Below are 21421 nucleotides of genomic sequence, written 5' to 3'. Positions count from 1 at the left end.
CGCGCCCGGTCAGGGGCAATTATTTCTTGTTGTCTTTCACTTCTTCGAATTCAGCATCGACAACGTCGTCATCTTTCTTCGCTGACGCGTCACCGGCATCTGCTGCACCCGCCTGAGACTGCTGTGCTGCTTCCATCAGTTTGCCGGATACTTCCATCAGCGCCTGCATTTTGGCATCGATTTCCGCTTTGTCTTCGCCTTTCAGCGCAGTTTCCAGCGCAGCCAGAGCGGCTTCGATTGGCGCTTTGTCATCAGCTGACAGTTTGTCGCCTGCTTCGTCCAGCTGCTTACGCGTGCTGTGGGCAATCTGGTCACCCTGGTTACGCGTCTGTACCAGCTCTTCGAACTTGCGGTCAGATTCAGCGTTCGCTTCTGCATCACGCACCATTTTCTGGATCTCTTCATCGCTCAGACCTGAAGAGGCTTTGATGGTGATCTTCTGCTCTTTACCGCTGTTCTTGTCTTTCGCCGATACATGCAGGATACCATCCGCATCGATGTCAAAGGTGACTTCGATCTGTGGCATACCGCGTGGCGCATTCTGGATACCGTCGAGGTTGAACTGGCCCAGTGACTTGTTGTCATTGGCGCGCTTACGCTCACCCTGCAGCACATGAATGGTCACGGCTGACTGGTTATCTTCAGCCGTCGAGAAGACCTGGCTGTGCTTGGTTGGGATAGTGGTGTTCTTGCTGATCAGCGAAGTCATCACGCCACCCATGGTTTCGATACCCAGTGACAGCGGGGTAACGTCCAGCAGCAGCACGTCTTTCACGTCGCCACCCAGTACACCACCCTGAACCGCAGCACCAACAGCAACGGCTTCGTCCGGGTTCACGTCTTTACGCGGCTCTTTACCGAAGAATTCGGTCACTTTCGCCTGAACCAGTGGCATACGGGTCTGACCACCCACCAAGATAACGTCGTTGATGTCTGATACAGACAGGCCCGCATCCTGCAGCGCAACTTTCAGTGGCGCGATTGAGCGTGCAACCAGATCTTCAACCAGTGACTCCAGTTTAGAGCGGGTCACTTTGATGTTCAGGTGCTTAGGACCGGTCGCATCTGCCGTGATGTATGGCAGGTTAACGTCGGTCTGCTGTGCAGAAGAAAGTTCGATTTTCGCTTTCTCTGCCGCTTCTTTCAGACGCTGCATCGCCAGTGGATCGTTGTGCAGATCGATGCCCTGGTCTTTTTTGAATTCAGCAACCAGATAATTAATCAGGCGGCTGTCGAAGTCTTCACCACCCAGGTGGGTATCACCGTTGGTTGCCAGAACTTCAAAGGTTTTTTCGCCATCAACTTCGTCGATCTCGATGATTGAGATATCGAAGGTACCGCCACCCAGGTCATAAACCGCGATGGTGCGGTTGCCCTGGCCTTTGTCCAGACCGTATGCCAGTGCTGCAGCAGTCGGTTCGTTAATGATACGTTTGACTTCCAGACCCGCGATACGGCCGGCATCTTTGGTCGCCTGACGCTGCGCATCGTTGAAGTAGGCCGGTACGGTAATAACCGCTTCGGTCACTGGCTCACCGAGGTAATCTTCGGCGGTCTTTTTCATTTTCTTCAGCACTTCAGCAGAGATCTGCGGTGGTGCCATTCTCTGGCCTTTCACTTCCAGCCAGGCGTCGCCGTTGTCAGCGCCGGTGATTTTGTATGGCATGATTTTAATATCACGCTGCACTTCTTCGTCCTGAAAACGACGACCGATCAGACGCTTGATTGCGAACAGGGTATTCTGCGGGTTGGTCACTGCCTGACGTTTAGCCGGTTGACCAACCAGAATTTCGCCATCCTGTGTATACGCAATAATTGAAGGCGTGGTGCGATCGCCCTCGGCATTTTCCAGCACACGTGCTTTAGTGCCATCCATGATCGCAACACACGAGTTGGTTGTACCCAGGTCAATACCAATAATCTTACCCATCTAAACATCTCCCACTTAAATTCGTTGCCAATTTGGGTTGTGAACCTTTTATGTGGGCGGGTTGTTTGCATTCAACCTGCCAGCACATGCTTTTTTTCCAACGTTCACAACGCTCGATGACAAGTAGATGGGGCCGCTTCGATGCGCATCAAGGGCTAAACCAAAAAAAATTTTTCTACCTCTGGCCCTGCCGGGATCAAAGAACACGATTAACCCACTGAATATGATGCGTCGCCTTGCTCCTTTCTGTGAGCAGGCTGAAGTCCTTTTATTTCATTAACGATCATCTTACTGCCGGGGAACTATGGCAAATTCAACGCTGGCTAATCCTGCCCCGCTGGGCTTAATGGGATTTGGCATGACAACCATTTTGCTAAACCTGCACAACGCGGGTCTGTTTGACATGGACGTGGCAATTTTAGCGATGGGAATTTTTTATGGCGGGATCGCGCAGGTGCTGGCCGGTCTGCTGGAATTTAAAAAGAACAACACCTTTGGGCTGACCGCCTTTGCCTCTTACGGCATGTTCTGGTTAAGCTTTGTGGCGATCCTGCTGTTACCGCAGATGGGTCTGGCGAAAGCGCCTGACGAACGCTTCCTGGGGGCATGGCTGGCACTGTGGGGCATCTTCACGCTGTTTATGTTTATCGGCACGCTGAAAGGTACGCGGATGCTGCAGTTTGTCTTCGGCTCCCTCACCCTGCTGTTTCTGCTGCTGGCCGTGGCTCACCTTATGCACCAGCCTTCGCTGGTCGTGTCTGCGGGTTGGGTCGGAATCATCTGTGGTGCCAGCGCCTGCTATCTGGCAATGGGTGAAGTGCTGAACGAAACCTTTGGCCGCACTCTGCTGCCGATTGGCGCAAAGGCACTTTAAGCCTGCTTCACGCCTGAAAAAAACGCGGAGCCTGGCTCCGCGTTTCCCTGTTACAACGTCTTAACGCCCTGCTGCAAATCCGGCTCATGGCTGACATCACGCCGCAACCAGATACCGGTCAGCAATCCCACCACCGCCAGCGCCATCACATACCAGCACGGTCCCATCACGGAGACATTCATCAGCAGCGACACAAAGATCGGGGTCAGCCCGCCAAAGATGGCATAGGAAAGGTTGTAGGAAAACGAGAGGCCGGTAAAACGCACCTCTGCCGGGAAGGCGCGCACCATCACAAAGGGCACGACGCCGACAATACCGACGCTCAGGCCCGCTACGCCATAGAGCAGAAAGAGTTGCTGCGGATAGAGGGCAGTCAGGTGATAGAACTGCCAGCTACAGAGTGCCAGCAGCAGGCTGCCGACACATAACGTTCGACTGGCACCAAAACGATCGACAGCAAGTCCGGCAACAATGCAGCCGATGCAGAGCATCACGGTGGCGATACTGTTGGCCTGCAGGGTCAGCGCGGGCGCGATGCTCAGCTGCTTTTGCAGCCAGACCGGCGACATCAGGATCACGACCACGATGCAGGCGGAGAGCAGCCAGGTCAGCAGCATGGAGATGACAATCGACTTTTTATGCTCCGCCAGCACGGTCTTCAGCGGCAGCGTTTCAGCCAGCGCTTTACGCTGCTGCATCTCAACAAAGACCGGCGTCTCATGCAGCCAGCGCCGCAGGTACATGGCGATCAGACCAAACACGCCACCGAGGAAGAACGGAATACGCCAGCCGCCGTCATGAATCGCCTGCTGCGACATCGAGGTATTAATCAGCGTCGCCACCAGCGAGCCCAGTAAAATGCCGATGGTCAGCCCGGCCGTCAGCGTGCCACAGGCGATGCCGATACGTTTGTATGGCACGTGCTCAGCGACAAACACCCATGCACCTGGCACTTCTCCGCCAATCGCCGCGCCCTGCAGCATCCGCATCAGCAGCATCAGCAGTGGCGCAGCAATGCCAATCGTCTGCCAGGTGGGTAAAGCGCCCATCATCAGGGTTGGCAGCGCCATCAGCAGAATACTCAGGCTGAACATCTTTTTGCGCCCGAGCTTGTCGCCAAAATGCGCCATCACGATGCCACCAAGCGGGCGTGCCAGATAGCCTGCGGCAAAAATGGCAAACGTCTGCAGCTGACGCAGCCATTCCGGAATATCGGAGGGGAAGAAGAGCTCGCCAATCACGGTGGCGAAGAAGACAAAGATGATGAAGTCGTAAAATTCCAGCGCGCCGCCCAGCGCGGCCAGCGCCAGGGTTTTGTAATCCTTACCGGTCAGACGCTGCGTGTGAGTCGGATTCATAATAGTCCAGAGGCAAAAGAGACAAGGTTGTAAAGATACCCTTACTATATCGTCAATCTTTTGCCACACCAGCCGAACTGTAGCTTATGCCTGAAATGCGGAATATTTAGTTATTTATCTCACGGATGGCGCTTTTAGGCCGAAATGCTGCTACCACGTCAGGATGCGTTTCAACGTAAGGTCCTTCCAGCAACTGTAAACAATAAGGTACAGAAGCAAAGATACCGTGAACTTTTACCTTACCCTGCTCATCTTTCAGCCCTTCCAGCGTCTCTTTGATCGACTTCGGCTGACCGGGCAGATTGAGGATAAGCGACTGTTTGCGGATTACCCCAACCTGACGCGACAGAATCGCGGTCGGCACGAACTGCAGGCTGATCTGACGCATCTGCTCACCAAAGCCAGGCATTTCCCGATCGGCCACGGCTAAGGTGGCATCGGGCGTGACATCGCGTCGGGCCGGACCGGTGCCGCCGGTGGTTAACACCAGATGGCAAAACCGTTCATCGACCAGCTCACAAATGGCGTGCTCAATCATCGGCTGCTCGTCGGGCACCAGCCGGGACTCAATCTCAAACGGGCTGCTGATTGCGCTGCCAAGCCAGCTCTCCAGCGCGGGGATCCCCTGATCCTGATAGATGCCGTTCGCGGCGCGATCGGAGACCGAGATCAGGCCAATGCGTAATGTATTCATGATGAGCTTCGCTGTGATTTACCGCGGTGCGGTGGAGTAAAAGGGGAATAGCAGAAAGGATAATATAAAGTGAAAGGGTCGGAAAAGAGAAAACCGTGGCAGCCTGCGCCGCCACGGTCAGCAGATTACAGCAGTTCTGCCAGCATCTTCTCAAGTTTGCCCTGATCAACGGCAAAGTTGCGGATACCTTCTGCCAGCTTAGCCACCGCCATTGGATCCTGGTTGTGCTGCCACAGGAACTCAGACTCGGTCATGCGGGCCGGACGCGCTTTCACTTCACCGCTGTAGCTCAGTTTACGCTCCAGGGTGCCTTCGCTCTCTGCCAGCTCTTTCAGCAGCGCAGGCGAAATGGTCAGACGGTCACAGCCAGCCAGCTCGATGATTTCGCCGACGTTACGGAAGCTGGCGCCCATCACCACGGTTTCATAGCCGTGCTGCTTGTAGTAGTTGTAGATTTCAGAAACAGAAACCACGCCTGGATCTTCGTGCGCGGCATACTCTTTCTTGTCGGTGTTGGCTTTGTACCAGTCGAGGATACGGCCAACGAACGGAGAGATCAGGAACACGCCCGCTTCGGCACAGGCACGCGCCTGAGCAAACGAGAACAGCAGGGTCAGGTTACAGTTGATACCCTCTTTTTCCAGCTGCTCTGCAGCACGGATGCCCTGCCAGGTAGAGGCCAGTTTGATCAGGATGCGGTCATTGCTGATACCGGCATCATTGTAGAGTTTGATCAGGCTGCGGGCTTTCGCGATGCTGCCTTCAGTGTCGTAAGAGAGACGCGCATCGACTTCTGTCGAGATACGGCCTGGGATCAGTTTCAGAATTTCCAGACCAATGTTCACGGCCAGCTTGTCAGAAACCAGCTGCAGCTGCTCTTCTTTGTTGCTGCTCTGCTCACGCGCCCAGCCGATCGCTTCATCGATCAGTTTACGGTATTCAGGGATTTGTGCGGCGTTAAGAATCAGAGAAGGGTTGGTGGTAGCGTCCTGCGGCTGATACAGCTTCATAGCTGCGATATCACCGGTGTCGGCGACGACGGTGGTGAGCTGGCGCAGGGAGGTAAGTTTGTCCGTCATGTTCTTTTCTCTTAGTTAACTGTCAGTGTGAAAAAAGGCTGTTGGGATAATATCACGCGCCAACGGTGGCGCAAGGTCAGGGAATGCCGTTTACGATAGCGCGAACAAATAGGTGTGATTCGTCATTCTTTGCGGCTTTTTTGGTACACTGCAGAGCCTGATAAGCAGCCAATGCCCTGTTAAACCAGGCATTAACCGAGGAAGCAACAATGTTGATGGTGATCTCTCCTGCCAAGACGCTCGATTATGAAAGCCCGCTGGCGACCACGCGTTTTACCCAGCCTGCGCTGTTAGAAAAATCACAACAGCTGATTGAGATTGCGCGCGAGCTGTCACCCGCCAGCATCGCCTCGTTAATGGGTATCAGCGACAAACTGGCGCACCTCAATGCCGAACGGTTTAACAGCTGGCAACCCGATTTTTCTCCGCAGAATGCCCGTCAGGCCATCCTGGCGTTCAAAGGTGATGTCTACACGGGTCTGCAGGCCGAAACCTTCAGCGATGGGGATTTCAGCTTTGCTCAGCAGCACCTGCGCATGCTGTCAGGCCTGTATGGCGTGCTGCGTCCGCTCGATCTCATGCAGCCTTACCGGCTGGAGATGGGGATTCGCCTGGCCAATCCGGCGGGCAAAGATCTCTACACCTTCTGGGGCGATCTCATCACTGAAACGCTGAATGCCGCGCTGACGGAACAGGGTGATGAGGTACTGATCAACCTCGCCTCAGACGAATATTTCAGAGCAGTTAAGCCGAAGACGCTGAAGGCACAAATGATTAAGCCGGTATTCCTCGACGAGAAGAATGGCAGCTACAAAGTGATTAGCTTCTATGCCAAAAAGGCGCGTGGATTGATGAGTCGCTATGTGATTCAGCAGCGCCTGACAAAGCCGGAGCAGCTTAAGGCGTTTGATCTGGATGGCTATCGTTTTGATGCGGCCAGCAGCAGCGAAAGCGAACTGGTCTTTAAGCGCGCGGAGCAGTAATAACCCGCGCGCGTAGTGTACTCTCTGCAAATGGGCTTCCCGCCACCGGGAAGCCATTCACTGCACTACTTCAGCAGGAACGCACGCAGTGAGGCGAAGTCCGCCTTCATCTCGTGCGACAGCAGCGGCAGATCGGCACGCTCCGCTAACTCCGGCGGTAGCGTCAGAGTCTGTTCAAGGATCGCTTCCACGCTTTCGCGGAATTTCGCAGGGTGCGCGGTACCCAGGAACACACCATATTCCCCTTCCTGCAGCTGATCGCGCAGCAGACGCCAGGCGATGGCAGCATGCGGCTCAGAAACATAGCCAATTTCAGCCAGTTCACGCATTGCGGCGCGCGTGGTCTCATCAGAGACCGCACCACAGGCGAGATCGGTTAAGCGCCAGGTTTTACGGCGGAACAGCTCTTCCACACGCGGCCAGTTGTTTGGCTGGCTGACGTCCATCGCATTCGACAGCGTAGAGACCGTCAGATTAGGCTGCCATTCGCCGTTGCCAAGGAAGCGCGGCACCGTGTCATTGGCGTTGGTGGCGGCAATAAAGCGCTTGATCGGCAGGCCCAGCGATTTCGCCAGCAGACCGGCGGTCAAATCACCAAAGTTGCCGCTCGGCACGGAGACCACCAGCTGATTACGTTTTTCCTGCGGCAGCTGCGCGACCGCTTCAAAGTAGTAGCAGATCTGCGCCAGCAGGCGGCTGATGTTGATAGAGTTCGCCGAGTTCAGACCAATCGTCTTTTTCAGCTCTTCATCATCAAACGCCTGTTTCACCAGCGACTGACAGGCATCGAAATCGCCGTCGATAGCGATGGTTTCGATGTTGCCGCCCAGGGTACAGAAGAGTTTCTCCTGCAGCGGACTGATTTTGCCCTGCGGATAGAGGATCACCACGCGCACGTTCTTCATGCCGTAGAACGCGTGCGCCACGGCCGCACCGGTGTCACCGGAGGTGGCAGTCAGAATAGTGATCTGCTCATCGGAGCCTGAAACATACGACAGCATCTGCGCCATAAAACGGCCGCCGAAGTCTTTAAACGCCAGCGTCGGACCGTGGAACAGCTCCAGACAGGCAATATCTTCGCTGACGGCTTTCACCGGGGCCGGAAAAGCAAAAGCGGCTTTAACACGCTCATGCAGATGATGGGCCGGAATCTCGTCGCCAATGAAAGCCGAGAGAATTTTGCTGCTGCGGCTGACAAAATCCATCTCCAGCATCGCGTCGATGTCAGTCAGTTCAAACTCTGGCAGTTCCAGCGGAAAGAACAGACCCTGCTGCGATCCCAGACCCTGTTTCACCGCCTGGGCGAAGCTGACCTGCTCGTTGTGATCCTTAAGATTGTAGAGTTTCATGCGTTATCCCAATTGTCGTGCGCCAGCCGTGTCGAGACGGCAGATATGGACGAAGCCTTCATCATTCTGCAGATAGTGCTGGCTCAGCCAGTCAGCCATCCGCTGTGCCGTTTCCATCTGATTGCAAACGGCGAAAAGTGTCGGACCAGAGCCGGAGATACCGCACGCCAGTGCGCCAATCTCTTTCGCGGCCTGCCGCGCCTCGGCGAAGCCTGGCAGCAGCCGGGTCCGGTAGGGTTCGGCAATCACATCCTGCATAAGTTTAGCTGCCAGCTGCGGCTGACGCGTATGGCAGGCGTGAATGAAGCCGGCCAGCAGGCGGCCATGCTTAATACAGTCCTCTTTGCGGTACTGCGCCGGTAAAATGGCGCGCGCTTCGGCAGTCGACACTTTAATGCCCGGATAGGCCATCACCCACAGCCAGTCGTCAAAGCCCGGCACCGCCTGGCTGATGATGTCATTTTCCTGCAGCATCAGCTGAATGCCGCCGAGGAAGCAGGGAGCGACATTATCATAATGTACGCTGCCGGAGATCCGCCCTTCCAGCTCACCCATCAGCGTCAGTAGCGTGCTGTCGCTGAGTGGCTTGCCGCAGAACTCATTCATTGCCATCAGACCGGCCACTACCGAGCAGGCGCTGGATCCCAGACCGGAGCCGATGGGCATATTCTTCTCCAGGGTCATCGCCACCGGGATCTCTTTGCCAATCGCCTCGCAGAAACGCTGCCAGCACTGATAAACGATATTCTCTTTAGGATCGGCGGGCAGTTTACTGACAAAACGTCCGGCGTTGGTCAGTGAAAACTGCTCTGCCGCTTCAACGGAGACGCAGTCACCCAGCAGGGAGCCATCTACCGGCGAAACCGCCGCGCCCAGCACATCGAACCCGACGCTGACGTTACCAATCGAGGCCGGTGCGTAAATTTTTACCATGATTAAACTCCCAACTTCCATGACAGCGTGCGCAGCAGATCGGCAAAGACACCGGCCGCTGTGACATCATTTCCTGCACCGTATCCGCGCAGCACCAGCGGAATCGGCTGATAGTAGCGGCTGTAAAACGCCAGCGCGTTCTCGCCATTTTTCACTTTATAGAGCGGATCGTTGCCGTCAACGGCGTCGACCTTCACTTTGCAGACACCGCCCTCTTCAATCACGCCCACGTAGCGCAGGACTTTGCCCTCATTCTGCGCCTGTGCAACGCGGTCGGCAAAGGCGTTATCCAGCTCAGGCAGACGCTGCATAAACTGCTCCACATCCTGAATGTCGACCAGGCTGGCGGGCAGCAGCGGCTCAATCTCAATATCACTCAGCTCCAGCTGATGGCCTGCTTCGCGTGCCAGAATCAGCAGCTTACGCGCCACATCAGTGCCAGCGAGATCGTCACGTGGATCGGGCTCGGTAAAGCCCATCTCACGCGCCATGTTCGTTGCCTGCGACAGCGAAACCCCTTCATCCAGCTTGCCGAAGATGAACGACAGCGATCCCGAAAGGATACCGGAGAAGCGCAGCAGTTCATCACCCGCGTTCATCAGGTTCTGCAGGTTTTCGATCACCGGCAGCCCGGCCCCGACGTTGGTATCATAAAGGAATTTACGACGCGATTTGGCGGCGGCGGCGCGCATCTGCTGATAGTAATTCCAGGAGGAGGTGTTGGCCTTTTTGTTCGGCGTTACCACGTGGAAGCCCTCGCTGAGGAAATCCGCGTACTGATCGGCAACGGCCTGGCTGGAGGTACAATCCACAATGACCGGATTAAGCAGGTGATACTCTTTCACCAGACGGGTCAGGCGTCCGAGATTGAACGGCTCTTTCGCTTCGGCGAGTGCCGCCTGCCAGTTGCTTAAATCGATGCCGTGGACGTTTGTTAACAGCGCATGCGAGTTCGCAATGCCGCAGACCCGCAGGTCAATATGCTTCTGCTTCAGCCACGCCTGCTGGCGATGTAACTGATCCAGCAGCGCACCGCCGACACCGCCGACACCGACCACAAACACTTCGATCACCTGATCGGTGGCGAACAGCATCTGATGCACCACGCGCACGCCGGTGATCACTTCGTCATTATTTACCACCACCGAGATGGAGCGCTCAGAGGAGCCCTGTGCAATCGCCACGATATTGATATTGGCGCGTGCCAGCGCCGAGAAGAATTTCGCTGAGATGCCACGCAGGGTACGCATGCCATCGCCCACCACTGAAATCACCGCCAGGTTTTCGATGATATCCAGCGGATCCAGCAGGCCATCTTTCAGCTCAAGATAGAACTCTTCTTCCAGCACGTGACGCGCCCGCGCCAGCTCGCTCTGCGGCACGCAGAAACTGATGCTGTATTCGGAAGAGGATTGAGTGATCAGCACCACCGAGATGCCGGTACGCGACATCGCCGCAAAGACTCTGGCCGCCATTCCAACCATCCCTTTCATGCCGGGACCGGAGACGTTGACCATCGCCATGTTATTCAGGTTGGTGATGCCTTTAACCGGGCTCTCATCCTGTTCGCCTTCGGCACCAATCAGCGTGCCGGGCGCCTGCGGATTGGCGGTGTTTTTGATCAGGCACGGGATCTGGAACTGGGCGATAGGCGCGATGGTGCGGGGATGCAGCACTTTGGCACCGAAATAGGAGAGCTCCATCGCCTCCTGATAGGACATTGACTTCAGCAGGCGTGCATCCGGCACCTGACGCGGATCGCAGGTATAGACGCCATCCACATCGGTCCAGATTTCACAGCAGTCGGCGCGCAGACAGGCGGCCAGTACAGCCGCTGAATAATCTGAGCCATTGCGGCCCAGCACTACCAGCTCGCCGCGCTCGTTACCGGCGGTAAAGCCAGCCATCAGGATCATGTTCTGCGGCGGGATTTGGCTCGCTTCAATACGGCGGGTTGACTCAGGGATATCGACCGTGGATTCGAGGTAGTGGCCGACCGCCAGCAATTTCTCGACCGGATCAATCACGCTCACCTCATGACCGCGCGCCTGCAGCAGCGCTTCCATGATTGCAATCGAGAGTTTTTCACCACGACAGATAATCGCTGCGTTGACGCTGTCCGGGCACTGGCCCAGCAGGCTGATGCCGTGCAGTACCTGCTTCAGCTGCGCAAACTCCAGATCTACACGGGTTTTCAGTCGATCGAACTCAAAGCCCGGCTGCGCGGCTGCGAGCCCCTGCAGCAGCTCGCTGAAGATGCGTTCGGCGTCGCTGATATTCGGCAAAGCGTCCTGACCACTGATGGTTTTTTCAATCATCGCCACCAGATGGTTGGTGATCTTCGCAGGTGCAGAGAGCACGGTTGCAACCTGTCCTTGTTGCGCATTGCTTTCCAGAATGTCAGCGACGCGAAGGAAACGCTCCGCATTCGCTACCGAGGTCCCGCCGAATTTCAGCACTCGCATAATATTAACTCTCCTGAATTTAAGCCGAAAAAAAAGCCCGCACTGTTTAGGTGCGGGCTTGTTTTCTGTTTTTCCTGTATGCGTCAGCCCGCACCGTTACCTGAGGTAATGGTGGTGGTAATAATTGTGGTGTTCAGGCTGATTTTACGCATTTAGATTTATTTTCTGTCTGTTTTTGTCTGTCCGTCTTGCTTCCAGAAGTAAAGCAAAGCGCACATTAAGTCAACCCGATTTGTCCAGCGGACAGTTTTCCACCACTGCGCACAGCCTCCGGTCAAACCGTAAAACGCTGCTCGATCGTTTGTAATGCAGACATTCCCTGCGATCTGTTGCTGTAAAATCAGCTTTTTGCCGAGGATTTATCTGTGAGTTTTTTTTCAATATCGTGCAGCAGACGATGCAGCATCGCGCTGTCACGCTGTTCCAGCAGACCCACCCGCTGATCGATCCAGTCTGAGAGTTTCTCATCATCACTGACGTCGAGTTGCGCCAGCAGCTGATGGAAACGCTGACGCAATGCCTGCAGCTGCTGCCCGTCGGCGGCGGACGCGACCGGCGCTTCAACCTGATTCAATTTCGACAGCTGATAGCAGTAAACCATCACTGCCTGACCGAGATTCAGTGAGGGATAGTCATTTGCCATCGGGATGCCGGTGAGCAGATCGACCTGCTCCAGCTCCTCGTTGGTCAGCCCGCTATCTTCGCGGCCAAACACCAGCGCCATGCTGTTGACCCACTGACGCTTTTCCAGCAGTTGCGTTTCAACCTGTTCGGGTGTGGCGTAGTAACGGAACTTTGCCCGGCTGCGCGCCGTCGTCGCGACCGAAAAATCGATATCCGCTAATGCCTCGGCAAGAGTAGCAAAGGTCTGAACATTATCGAGGATCTCACCCGCGCCATGGGCTACCCGGCGCGCTGCCGGATCCTGCCAGGCGTCGCTGGCAACGATGCGCAGCTGGCTGAATCCCATGGTTTTCATGGCACGCGCCGCAGCGCCGATATTTTCTGGCCGCGCGGGCGAGACGAGAATCAGGGGAAAAAGCATATTTATTCCATTGGTCCATTTACATAACGCCATATTAACATGGCTATTAATGATTCAGTTGTCAGAAGGTAATAAGAAAATCGGATGTTAACAATGTTAAAACCAGTGAAAAGTGATGTCCTGAATATTTTTATCGCCGAAAGCAGCCTTATTAAAGAAAGCATTATTAATCTATTTAACTTCAAAGAGATAGAATGTGATTACTCACTGGTTTCATTTTGGGTCACAAGCGTAATAAATGTAACGAAAATGATGCTTTTTGTGAGCTAAACAGGCAATCTGCGAGAAGTTTTTCACAAAAGTGTTAACGTGCTACAATTGCATTTGATATAAGTCAACGAAGCGTTGTTTTTATGCTTATCGGTTGTAGTTGGTGCTGTTAGGTTGCTGTTAATACAGTTAGGATATGCGCCATTATCATTAACGCCCGGGGCATGCAATTTTCATCCTGACTGGCTGAGCTAAACCTGTTGTTGACGTTGATAGATGGCTTATCAAAATATGATTTCGTACAACGGTTCAGCGCGGCCCGCCGCTCTCGATGATGGAGAACGCCATACCGCTGTACGCCCTGTTTTCAATTTGTTGGCAAATTTTAGGTAGCTAAACATGCAGACCCCGCACATTCTTATCGTTGAAGACGAACTGGTCACGCGTAATACCCTCAAAAGCATTTTTGAGGCGGAAGGTTATGTGGTGTACGAGGCGACTGATGGTGCTGAAATGCATCAGGTGCTGACCGACAATGACGTTAACCTGGTTATTATGGACATCAACCTGCCCGGTAAAAACGGCCTGCTGCTGGCCCGTGAACTGCGTGAGCAGGCCAATGTCGCCCTGATGTTCCTGACCGGCCGTGACAACGAAGTCGATAAAATTCTTGGTCTGGAAATTGGCGCTGATGACTACATCACCAAACCGTTTAATCCGCGTGAGCTGACCATTCGTGCCCGCAACCTGCTGTCGCGCACCATGAACCTGGCGATGCCAGGCGAAGAGCGCCGTCAGGTAGAGAGTTATAAATTTAACGGTTGGGAGCTGGATATTAACAGCCGCTCACTGATCAACCCGAACGGCGAGCACTACAAATTGCCACGCAGTGAGTTCCGTGCCATGCTGCACTTCTGCGAAAATCCAGGCAAAATTCAGACCCGTGCCGACCTGCTGAAAAAAATGACCGGCCGCGACCTTAAGCCGCACGATCGCACCGTTGATGTCACCATCCGTCGTATCCGCAAGCATTTCGAATCCACGCCGGACACGCCTGAGATCATCGCCACCATCCATGGTGAAGGTTATCGCTTCTGTGGCGATCTACAGGATTAATCCGCTGTCAGATGCGATAAATAAAAAACGCCCCTGCGGGCGTTTTTTTTATGCTCAATACCGTAGTTTAATCAGTGCCACGGCATAATCGGCACGGCGCTGAGCGCATTTTTCGGTGAACCATCGACCACTTTATCGGAGTAGGTCAGATAGACCAGAGCGTTGCGCTTTTTGTCGAAGAAGCGTACAACCTGCAGCTTCTTGAAGATTAAAGAGGTGCGCTGACGGAAGACCACTTCGCCCTCCGCTTTGCCCTGCGCAATTTTATCACTCAGTTCGACCGGCCCCACCTGCTGACAGGAAATCGCGGCATCAGAGGTATCTTCTGCCAGCCCCAGTCCGCCTTTGATACCGCCGGTCTTCGCCCGGCTGATATAACAGGTTACATTTTTAACATCCGGGTCATCGAATGCTTCAACAATGATCTTGTGGTCAGGCCCGAATATCTTGAATACCGTATCAACAGAGCCAATCTGTTCGGCAAGCAGCGGGCTGGAAAAGGTGAGCGTGGTCAGCGCAGCGATCATAAGACGCGTTATTGTCATGGAGTTACCATTGCAAATGGAATAGATGAGAATGTAATGTACTGTTAATCGAACTAATGACCAAACCAAAACGGGTTTAAGCCCGTACTGATTTAGCACAACCTTCCCCGGAAAACGGCCCACGTCTTTTGAGCAATGAGTGCTAATATTCTTCGAATGCGTTTAGCTGCACCACCAGAGTATGAGGATGTTTTATGGACCAAGCCGGTATCATTCGCGATTTGCTTGTCTGGCTGGAGAGCCATCTGGATCAACCCCTTTCACTGGACAATGTTGCCCAGAAAGCCGGTTACTCTAAATGGCATTTACAAAGGATGTTCAAGGACGTAACCGGTCACGCAATAGGTGCCTATATCCGTGCGCGTCGTCTGTCGAAAGCTGCTGTCGCGCTGCGCCTGACCAGTCGCCCGATTCTGGACATCGCCCTGCAGTATCGTTTTGATTCACAGCAAACTTTTACTCGCGCATTCAAAAAGCAGTTTGCTCAGACACCGGCCTGGTATCGTCGCTCTTCCGACTGGAACTCATTCGGTATTCGTCCCCCGATTCGCCTGGACGATGAGACGCAGCCGGAACCGGCTTTCGTTACCCTGCCGGAAACGGTACTGGTGGGACAAACCCAGAACTACACCTGTATTCTGGAGCAGATCTCAAGCTATCGCGATGAGATGCGGATTCACTTCTGGAAGCAGTTCCTGCTGGAAACGGACACGGTGCCGCCGGTGCTGTATGGCCTGCATCAGGTGCGTGCCAGCCAGGACAAAGATGATGAGCAGGAGATTCTCTACACCACGGCGGTGCCTGCTGACAGCGCAGTCAACCTGCACTCCGGACAAAGTGTTATTCTGGAAGCGGGCGATTACGTGCAGTTCACCTACAATGGCCCGCGCGTCAATCTGCAGGAATTTATCCTGCTGCTTTACGGCACCTGCATGCCAACGCTGGGACTGACCCGTCGTCAGGGACAGGATATCGAACGCTTTTATACTCATGGCGGTAAAAAGCGTAGCGAGCCACCGACTGAGATCCGGTGCGAATACCTGATTCCGATTCGCCGCCAGACCGTCGCCAGCTAAGGTCAGGGCTGCCGTCTCAGGACGGCAGCTTTCACGACATCAGCGTTGCAGCTCGTCGAGCGCAGGCGCGTCAAGATGGGAAATATCTCCCGCCGTCTCCACAATCCACCCTTCTGCCAGCCAGGCACTCTGCTGATAATCGACACGTGAGATTGAGCAGTTACGCAGTCGCAGGCGACGTTCTGCATACGCGGGCAGACCGAGAATCGTGCTGACCAGCGATCCCAGCGCCATACCGTGACTGACCAGCAGCGGACGGCTTCCGGCAGGCAGTTCAAGGCAGGCATTCAGCGCGGCGTGCATGCGGGTCGCCATCTCCGTCATCGACTCGCCTTCTGGAATGCGGCCGCCTTCGGTGCCGTTGACCAGCGTGGCGCGCCACTGCTCTTCCTCCGCCGTTAAGCCATCCAGCGGACGCTTCTCCAGCACGCCCATATTCAGCTCACGCAGCCGCGGATCCAGCGTCACTGTGCATCCGCAGGCATCCGCAATAATCTCCGCGGTGCGGCGCGTACGCCCCAGATCGCTGGCAATCACGTGCGTGATGCCCAGATGTTTGACGCGCTCACCCACCTGGTAAGCCTGCTGCTCACCTTTTTCCGTCAGCGGACTGTCGGATTGCCCCTGAATGCGGCGTTCCGCATTCCATACCGTTTCACCGTGACGAACAAGATAGACCTGTAGCATGTTAGTTTCCGTTATACTGCGACAAAAATCGTCTCAGAGCCTGCCCCATCAGGCGTCATTGTTGCAGGCAGTCTGGACACGGAGCGTGCGGAATAACCCGGCGTACACGGAGTACGCGAGGATCGTGGCACTGCTCAGGTTCAGACCAGCCCGTAAAATTGCCTGATGGGCCAGGCTCTTAATCACCTGAGGGTTCAACCAATTATGTACCATGTTGTCGCAGCCACAACCAACCCAGCGAAGATTCACGCGATTGCTCAGGCTTTCAGCGACGTTTTCGGCGAGGGATCCTGCCATATTGAAGGGGTCGAGGTCGATAGCGGCGTAGCAGCACAACCGTTAACCCATCTGGAAACGCGAACAGGCGCACGTCAGCGCGTCATGAATGCCCGCCAGGTCCGGCCTGAAGCGGCGTTCTGGGTGGCGATTGAGGCAGGCATCGAAGATGACACCGCATTTGCCTGGATGGTCGTGGAAAACCAGAAGCAGCGCGGCGAATCGCGCTCAGCCAGTTTTACCCTGCCGCCAGTCGTGCTGGCAGGCCTGCGCGAAGGCCGGGAGCTGGGCGAAGAGATGGCGCGGTTAACCGGCATCGACAATATCAAACACCAGGGTGGTGCTATCGGGGCGTTCACGAACGGCCTGCTCAGTCGCTCCAGTGTCTATCATCAGGCGCTGATTCTGGCACTCTGCCCGTTCGTCCATCCGCTCTATCAGCAGTAATCAGACGCGTCCCAGATGCGCTTCCAGCCAGCGTTTCAGCTCTGGCGGCGCCTCTTTCAGGCTGTTTGAGCCGCGGGTAATGGTCGCGATGCCGACGCCGAGCTCATTTTTCAGCTCACGCTGGCTCATTTCGCCGTTCATCAACTCTTCGATAATCCGCAGTCGGGTGCCGAATGCTTCCCGCTCATCAGGCGTCATCATCAGTTGCATCAGTGGCAATGCATGACCATCGGCAAAGGCCTGCTGCATCAGCACGACAAAGCGTTGCCAGCTATCTTCTGGCGGATGCGCATCGGTAGAGAGGGAATCAGAATGGGTCATGAAAAGGCTTCCGTACTCGCTAAAGAGTACGGAAGCTTAGCACAGCTAGTAACGGCGATTCCACTCAGCATCTGACAGGATCCTGTCAGGCTTGCCCATGAAGTGACGATAGTAGGCGTCATACGCCAGCACATTCTTCACGTAGCCGCGCGTTTCAGAGAACGGAATGGTCTCAATAAACGCGACGGCGTCGAGATTGCCTGCACTGGTTTTCTGCCAGCTTCGCACCCGGCCCGGACCGGCATTATAGGCCGCAGAGGCGAAGATCCGGTTCTGGTTAAACTGCTGATAGACATATTCCAGATACTGCGTGCCGATCTGGATATTGGTTTCCGGATCCAGCAGCTGGCTGGTATTGCTGTAGCCAGGAATGTTGTACATCTTCACGGTATGCGCCGCGGTGGCAGGCATAATCTGCATCAGACCGCTGGCTCCGACCGGCGAACGCGCTTTCGGGTTCCAGGCGCTCTCCTGGCGCGAAATCGCCATCGCATAGCTTGGCGGGATCTGTTTGACCTCAGTGTTACGCTCATAGACGCTCTGCCATGCCAGCGGGAAGCGCTCTTTCAGACTGTCCCACATTTTGGCGGTGATGGTCGCCTGCACGCTGAGATCCCACCAGTCCTGCTCATTGGCGTAACGCGCCAGCATCTGCTGCTGCGTGTGGGTGCGGCTGGCAATCAGATTGCTCCACTCGCTGCGTGCCAGATTATCCAGCCCCCAGTACATCAGTTCGCGCACGCGGGCCAGCTCCGGTCCCTGCACCGTGGCACTGTCAGGCTTCGGCGCTTCATCGACCTGCAACGGGTAGTCAACACCGAGCCGCTGGGCGGCCACCATCGGATAGAAGCCACGTGCCTGCATCAGCTTGCGCAGGATCTCTTCTGCTTCCTCTTTACGATCTTTTTCAAACAGCAGGTCAGCCTGCCAGTACTGCCACTCATCTTTCTCTTTGGCTTCCAGCGGCAGACGGGCGATCCAGGTATTCAGGCCGCGTCTGTCATGCTGAGAAAGCGCCAGGCGCACCCGGCGTTCCACCAGCGCGGTCGACTCACTGTTCATCACCACCGCATCGCGCCAGCGCGCCTGCTCAGAAGTGAGATCGCTGCCCATCATGCGCCAGACCACAATCTCCTTCAGCGCCTGCTCATCTTCCGGCCCCATCTTCTGTGCCCGGACCAGAATCGGAATCAGGCTGCGGGCATTTTCCATGTCCTGCCGCGCCACGCGCGTAAAGGCGTAAATCGTGGCCTGACGGGTGAAGTCGGTTGGCCCGACGGCGCTGGCAAAGGTGCTGACCGTTAACGGATCCTGCTGCAGGGACTGTATCGCGTCAGACATGGTCTGATAGTCAGCAGGTAACGTCTTCGCCAGATAACTCACCAGGCTGTCGTTGCCCGCTTTCATCGCCAGCCGGATACGTTCCAGGATGGTAATCGGCGAAACCTGACCGGACGCCTGCCATACCGAGAAGAGCTTATCGCAGTCCGCGGGCAGCGCCGTGCCACGCAGCCAGATCTGCTTCGCACCATCAAACGCGGCCTGCTGCTGACCGGTGGCCCATTTGGCGTAATACCAGTTACAGCGTGCCTGCACCGGCTTCGGTTCGGTCGGACTGAAATTCAGCACGCCCTGCCAGTCCTGACGGTAAGCCAGCACATTAATAAAGCGGGTACTGAGCGAGCGCGCGGGTGGCAGGGTCGGATACTGGCGAATAAAGTTCTGCACGGCCAGGGCGGTTTCCTGATCGAGATCCTGTGCCAGCAGGCGATATTGCAGATAAGGGTAGAGCGGATAATCCTGGAGCGTCGGCAACAGCTGATCCACGGTCGCCATCTGGTTGCTGTCCCAGGCCTGTTTAATTTGTTGATAACGTTGCCGTTGTTGATCCAGCGAATCGGCCCATGCGCTGCTGGCCGAACCGACCAGGCAGATCCCTATCATCCAGTTACGCCACTTCACCACGTAAATCTCCTCTGTTGCTGGGCGCCGGCGAGTTGCCAGACAGTCTTTCATGCTAACCGGGCCACCGGACTCTTGCCATGTTCTTCACAAAATTTACGCACACGGACACTAAACGCACCGTCATCGATCAGCGTGCGCGCCGTCATTGTGCAAATTATCATCAGAAAATCTTATCACTGAACGCATTAAACTGTTGAATCATTGCGTTAAAAAAGTGGCACACCCTTTGCTCTGTTGAATCCCATCTTGTATACCAGCTGGAATTCTTCATATGACTTCAACCATCGGCCTGACACTTCCTGCCTGGCAGCAGCGCTATCAGCAGGCTCCGCAACAGATAACCTCACTGCTGACTGAACACCTGGCAGCACTCGACACCCGTGATAATGCCTGGATCTACCTCGCGACACCGGATCAGTTAGCGGCACAGATTGCGCCACTGCTGGCCGATTATCAGCGCGATCCCGGCTCACTGCCGCTGTTTGGTGTGCCCTTTGCGGTCAAAGACAATATCGATGTGGCGGGCTGGCCGACCAGCGCCGCCTGCCCTGCCTTTACCTATACCGCCAGCGAAGACGCGGTCGCCGTCGCCCGGCTGAAAGCCGCTGGTGCCGTCGTCATCGGCAAAACCAACCTCGATCAGTTCGCGACCGGTCTGGTGGGCACCCGTTCGCCTTATGGCGCGGTCAGCAACACCTTTGATGCTGATTATGTCAGTGGCGGCTCCAGCTCCGGTTCGGCATCCGTGCTGGCGCGCGGGCTGGTTGCCTTTTCGCTGGGCACCGATACCGCCGGTTCGGGTCGCGTGCCGGCAGGCTTTAACAATATAGTCGGACTCAAGCCAACCAAGGGCTGGTTCTCTGCGCGTGGCGTGGTGCCCGCCTGTCGCCTCAACGACACTATTTCGGTGTTTGCGCTGACGGCAGAAGATGCCTTTCATGTCGCCAGTATCATGGGAGGCTATGATGCCGGTGACGCCTATTCGCGCGTGAATCCGCGCACCGCCCCGGCCAGCCTGCCCGTTCATCCTCATTTTGCTATACCTTTGAACCCGGAATTTTTTGATGATGCGGCGGCCGAAGCAGCCTGGGATCAGGCGCTGGAGGCATTACAGACGGGCGGCGCAACGCTGCACCCCATCGACTTCACCCCATTCAGCAAGCTGGCTGAACAGCTTTATTACGGTGCCTGGGTCGCCGAACGCACGGCGGCGGTGGGCGGGATGCTTGATCGTCCGGCGGAGATGGACCCGGTGGTGCATGAGATCGTCGCCAGCGGCCTGAAATACAGTGCGGTCGATGCTTATAAGGCGGAATATCTGCGGGCGGAGCTGACGCGCCAGATCCAGCAGACGCTGGCACAGTTCGACGCGCTGGTGGTGCCCACCTCGCCCACCATCCACACCCTGGAGGAGATGAAGCAGGAGCCGATTCTCTACAACTCGCATTTCGGCACCTATACCAACTTCACCAATCTTGCCGACCTCTCTGCACTGGCGCTGCCCGGCCCGTTCCGCAACGACGATCTCCCGGCGGGTATCACGCTGATTGCGCCTGCCTGGCACGATCGGGCGCTGGCGGAGTTTGGTCTTCGCTGGCAGCAGCAGCTCGCTCTGCCGCTGGGCGCCACCGGCCAGCCCTTCCCGGCCCGGCGCACTTCACTGCCCGCCTCGCCCGACCACGTCAGGCTGGCGGTCGTGGGCGCACATCTGACCGGCATGCCGCTTAATTTCCAGCTCACTGAACGCAAGGCCGTCTGGGTCGAAGAGACGCAGACCGCGCCACACTATCGCCTGTTCGCCCTGCTGGAGGGCGCGATCAAAAAGCCCGGCCTGATGCGTGACGAACAGGGCGCTGCGATCACCGTTGAACTGTGGGATATCCCGGTCGCGCGTTTTGGCGAGTTTGTGGCGGAGATCCCCGCACCGCTGGGTATCGGCAGCCTGACGCTGGCTGATGGCCGGGTGGTGAAAGGCTTTATCTGCGAAGGCTCGGCGCTGAAGAGCGCGCTGGAAATTACTGAGACGGGCGGCTGGCGCAACTGGCTGGCCTCACAGGGGAGTCACTGA

At 55.8% G+C, this 21421-nt stretch carries 19 protein-coding genes and 1 other annotated feature; of the genes, 6 read left to right on the top strand and 13 right to left on the bottom strand.

Features of this window, described 5'->3' with window-relative positions:
* Nucleotides 1-19: 19 nt before the first annotated feature.
* On the bottom strand, nt 20-1930 hold the full coding sequence (dnaK, locus tag BY447_RS13690; RefSeq protein ID WP_013356720.1) for a molecular chaperone DnaK: 1911 nt from the start codon (nt 1928-1930) through the stop codon (nt 20-22).
* 304 nt (nt 1931-2234) lie between these two features.
* Here dnaK and satP point away from each other — a divergent pair, with 304 nt between their 5' ends.
* Nucleotides 2235-2804, top strand: a complete 570-nt coding sequence (gene satP, locus BY447_RS13685; RefSeq protein WP_110331339.1) for an acetate uptake transporter — start codon at nt 2235-2237, stop codon at nt 2802-2804.
* A gap of 50 nt (nt 2805-2854) precedes the next feature.
* On the opposite strand, the gene BY447_RS13680 is transcribed toward satP, so the two are convergent.
* The 3 genes from BY447_RS13680 to tal form a co-directional block, all read right to left on the bottom strand.
* On the bottom strand, nt 2855-4162 hold the full coding sequence (locus BY447_RS13680) for an MFS transporter (protein ID WP_110331338.1): 1308 nt from the start codon (nt 4160-4162) through the stop codon (nt 2855-2857).
* Nucleotides 4163-4268: 106 nt separating this feature from the next.
* The gene (mog, locus tag BY447_RS13675; RefSeq protein WP_033731492.1) at nt 4269-4856 is read right to left on the bottom strand and encodes a molybdopterin adenylyltransferase; all 588 of its coding nucleotides are present in this window, start codon (nt 4854-4856) and stop codon (nt 4269-4271) included.
* A gap of 125 nt (nt 4857-4981) precedes the next feature.
* Nucleotides 4982-5935: a transaldolase gene (gene tal / locus BY447_RS13670; RefSeq protein WP_013356716.1), complete on the bottom strand. Its 954-nt coding sequence runs from the start codon at nt 5933-5935 to the stop codon at nt 4982-4984.
* A 209-nt stretch (nt 5936-6144) separates the two neighbouring features.
* Between tal and yaaA the strand changes: the two genes are divergently transcribed.
* A complete protein-coding gene (yaaA, locus tag BY447_RS13665; protein ID WP_110331337.1) occupies nt 6145-6918 on the top strand; it encodes a peroxide stress protein YaaA in 774 nt (257 codons plus the stop codon).
* Nucleotides 6919-6983: 65 nt separating this feature from the next.
* Here yaaA and thrC read toward each other — a convergent pair whose 3' ends face one another.
* The 5 genes from thrC to BY447_RS13640 form a co-directional block, all read right to left on the bottom strand.
* Nucleotides 6984-8267 carry a threonine synthase gene (gene thrC, locus BY447_RS13660; RefSeq protein WP_110331336.1) on the bottom strand — a complete coding sequence of 428 codons (1284 nt, stop codon included), beginning with the start codon at nt 8265-8267 and terminating at the stop codon, nt 6984-6986.
* 3 nt (nt 8268-8270) lie between these two features.
* Complete coding sequence (gene thrB / locus BY447_RS13655; protein WP_013356712.1) at nt 8271-9200, bottom strand: homoserine kinase; 930 nt, start codon at nt 9198-9200, stop codon at nt 8271-8273.
* Nucleotides 9201-9202: 2 nt separating this feature from the next.
* Nucleotides 9203-11665, bottom strand: a complete 2463-nt coding sequence (gene thrA, locus BY447_RS13650) for a bifunctional aspartate kinase/homoserine dehydrogenase I (RefSeq protein ID WP_013356711.1) — start codon at nt 11663-11665, stop codon at nt 9203-9205.
* A gap of 26 nt (nt 11666-11691) precedes the next feature.
* Nucleotides 11692-11810: a sequence feature (Thr leader region), on the bottom strand.
* Nucleotides 11749-11817, bottom strand: coding sequence for a thr operon leader peptide (thrL, locus tag BY447_RS13645; RefSeq protein WP_071822204.1), 69 nt, complete (start codon nt 11815-11817; stop codon nt 11749-11751). Its footprint overlaps the feature before it by 62 nt.
* Nucleotides 11818-12005: 188 nt before the next feature.
* Nucleotides 12006-12710 (bottom strand): tRNA/rRNA methyltransferase, encoded by a 705-nt coding sequence (locus BY447_RS13640; protein ID WP_033781810.1) that lies wholly within the window; start codon nt 12708-12710, stop codon nt 12006-12008.
* A gap of 609 nt (nt 12711-13319) precedes the next feature.
* Here BY447_RS13640 and arcA point away from each other — a divergent pair.
* Nucleotides 13320-14036, top strand: coding sequence for a two-component system response regulator ArcA (gene arcA / locus BY447_RS13630; protein ID WP_010253677.1), 717 nt, complete (start codon nt 13320-13322; stop codon nt 14034-14036).
* Between the two features lie 71 nt (nt 14037-14107).
* Here the strand turns inward: arcA and creA are convergent, their stop codons facing one another.
* Nucleotides 14108-14581: a protein CreA gene (gene creA, locus BY447_RS13625; RefSeq protein ID WP_033731476.1), complete on the bottom strand. Its 474-nt coding sequence runs from the start codon at nt 14579-14581 to the stop codon at nt 14108-14110.
* Between the two features lie 194 nt (nt 14582-14775).
* Between creA and robA the strand changes: the two genes are divergently transcribed.
* Nucleotides 14776-15657, top strand: a complete 882-nt coding sequence (gene robA / locus BY447_RS13620; RefSeq protein WP_013356708.1) for an MDR efflux pump AcrAB transcriptional activator RobA — start codon at nt 14776-14778, stop codon at nt 15655-15657.
* A 39-nt stretch (nt 15658-15696) separates the two neighbouring features.
* Here robA and gpmB read toward each other — a convergent pair whose 3' ends face one another.
* Nucleotides 15697-16344 (bottom strand): 2,3-diphosphoglycerate-dependent phosphoglycerate mutase GpmB, encoded by a 648-nt coding sequence (gpmB, locus tag BY447_RS13615; RefSeq protein ID WP_013356707.1) that lies wholly within the window; start codon nt 16342-16344, stop codon nt 15697-15699.
* A gap of 204 nt (nt 16345-16548) precedes the next feature.
* Here gpmB and yjjX point away from each other — a divergent pair, with 204 nt between their 5' ends.
* Entirely contained in the window at nt 16549-17067 is a 519-nt protein-coding gene (gene yjjX, locus BY447_RS13610) for an inosine/xanthosine triphosphatase (protein WP_013356706.1), read from the top strand.
* On the opposite strand, the gene trpR is transcribed toward yjjX, so the two are convergent.
* Together trpR and sltY are read right to left on the bottom strand one after the other, a co-directional pair.
* Nucleotides 17068-17388 carry a trp operon repressor gene (gene trpR / locus BY447_RS13605; RefSeq protein ID WP_110331335.1) on the bottom strand — a complete coding sequence of 107 codons (321 nt, stop codon included), beginning with the start codon at nt 17386-17388 and terminating at the stop codon, nt 17068-17070.
* A 45-nt stretch (nt 17389-17433) separates the two neighbouring features.
* Entirely contained in the window at nt 17434-19353 is a 1920-nt protein-coding gene (gene sltY / locus BY447_RS13600) for a murein transglycosylase (RefSeq protein WP_110331334.1), read from the bottom strand.
* Nucleotides 19354-19624: 271 nt separating this feature from the next.
* On the opposite strand from sltY, the gene atzF reads away from it, so the two are divergent.
* Nucleotides 19625-21421, top strand: a complete 1797-nt coding sequence (atzF, locus tag BY447_RS13595) for an allophanate hydrolase (RefSeq protein WP_110331333.1) — start codon at nt 19625-19627, stop codon at nt 21419-21421.

This window comes from Pantoea sp. JKS000250 (assembly GCF_003201065.1).
Classification (GTDB): domain Bacteria; phylum Pseudomonadota; class Gammaproteobacteria; order Enterobacterales; family Enterobacteriaceae; genus Pantoea; species Pantoea vagans.
This window is presented reverse-complemented; position numbering and strand designations above follow the sequence as displayed.